The organism is Mesorhizobium sp. M2A.F.Ca.ET.039.01.1.1 (assembly GCF_003998035.1).
Classification (GTDB): domain Bacteria; phylum Pseudomonadota; class Alphaproteobacteria; order Rhizobiales; family Rhizobiaceae; genus Mesorhizobium.
Genome location: NZ_RZRY01001179.1, coordinates 1 through 1,275, shown reverse-complemented (window position 1 = coordinate 1,275; position 1,275 = coordinate 1). Strand labels below are relative to the sequence as shown.

The 1,275-nt window shown below is 65.0% G+C and carries 1 protein-coding gene and 2 pseudogenes; all 3 read left to right on the top strand.

Annotated elements, in window-relative coordinates:
* A pseudogene (locus tag EOA24_RS38390) lies at window positions 1-279 on the top strand (class I SAM-dependent rRNA methyltransferase); the annotation flags it as partial.
* A gap of 1 nt (window position 280) precedes the next feature.
* Window positions 281-1,138: an RNA methyltransferase gene (locus EOA24_RS38385; RefSeq protein WP_127410851.1), complete on the top strand. Its 858-nt coding sequence runs from the start codon at window positions 281-283 to the stop codon at window positions 1,136-1,138.
* Between the two features lie 10 nt (window positions 1,139-1,148).
* Window positions 1,149-1,275 (top strand): annotated as a pseudogene (locus tag EOA24_RS43650) (signal peptidase II); the annotation flags it as partial.

The window sequence follows — 1,275 nt, the reverse complement described above, 5'->3', positions numbered from 1 at the left end:
CCGCCCGCCTATGGCCGCGGTCCCAAGGGCGAGGTCTGGCAATTGTTCGAGGACCTGCCGGGCCTTACCGACCTCTGCCGCTCGATCCTGACGCCGAAGCCGCTGGCCGTCGTCCTCACCGCCTATTCGATCCGCGCCTCCTTCTTCGCCATCCATGCGCTGATGCGCGATACCTTCGTCGGCATGGGTGGCACAGTCGAATCCGGCGAATTGATCATTCGCGAGAAATCCGCCGGCCGCGCGCTGTCGACCTCGCTGTTCTCGCGCTGGGTGGCTTGAAATGAACGCACACGACGGCGCTCGCCCTGTCGGGCAGGTCAAGGAAGTCACCAGCCTCGCCAATCCGCTGGTCAAGGACATCAAGGCACTGGCGCTGAAGAAATTCCGCGATCAGCAGAACGCCTTCATGGCCGAGGGCCTGAAGCTGGTCATCGATGCCCTCGACCTCGGCTGGTCGATAAGGACTCTGGTCTTCGCCAAGGCCGGACGCGGCAACGCCGCCGTCGAAAAGGTCGCCGCGCGGACCGTCGCCGCCGGCGGCACGGTGCTGGAGGTCTCCGAAAAGGTGCTTGCGGCCATTACCCGGCGTGAAAATCCGCAAATGGTGGTCGGCGTCTTCGCCCAGCAAACCGTGCCGCTGAAGGATATCCGCGCCAGGGACGGCGATGTCTGGGTGGCGCTCGACCGGGTCCGCGACCCCGGCAATCTCGGCACCGTGATCCGCACCATCGACGCCGTCGGCGCCAAGGGCGTCATCCTGGTCGGCGACACCACCGATCCGTTCTCGCTGGAGACGGTGCGCGCCACCATGGGGTCGATCTTCGCCGTGCCGGTCGCGAGAGCAACCGAGCAGGCTTTCCTCGCCTGGCGGCGCGATTTTTCGGGGCTGGTCGTCGGAACGCACCTCAAGGGCGCGGTCGACTATCGGTCCGTCGATTTTTCCAGAGGGCCGGTTCTGTTGCTGATGGGCAACGAGCAGCAGGGGCTGCCCGACAGCCTCGCCGAGAGCTGCGACCGGCTGCTCCGGATCCCCCAGGCCGGCCGCGCCGATTCCCTCAATCTGGCGGTCGCCACCGGCGTGATGCTGTTCGAGATAAGGCGTGGCGCCTTGAAGCTCGACACGATCGAGACGCGATGAGGACTAATAAGTGAAATCCTGGTCCCCTTATGCCCTGCTGGTCGGGATCGCCATTGCGCTCGACCAGTGGATCAAGCAGCTGGTCGAGAACGGTCTCGCCTTTCAAGAAAAGGTCGATCTCCTGCCCTTCCTGGCGC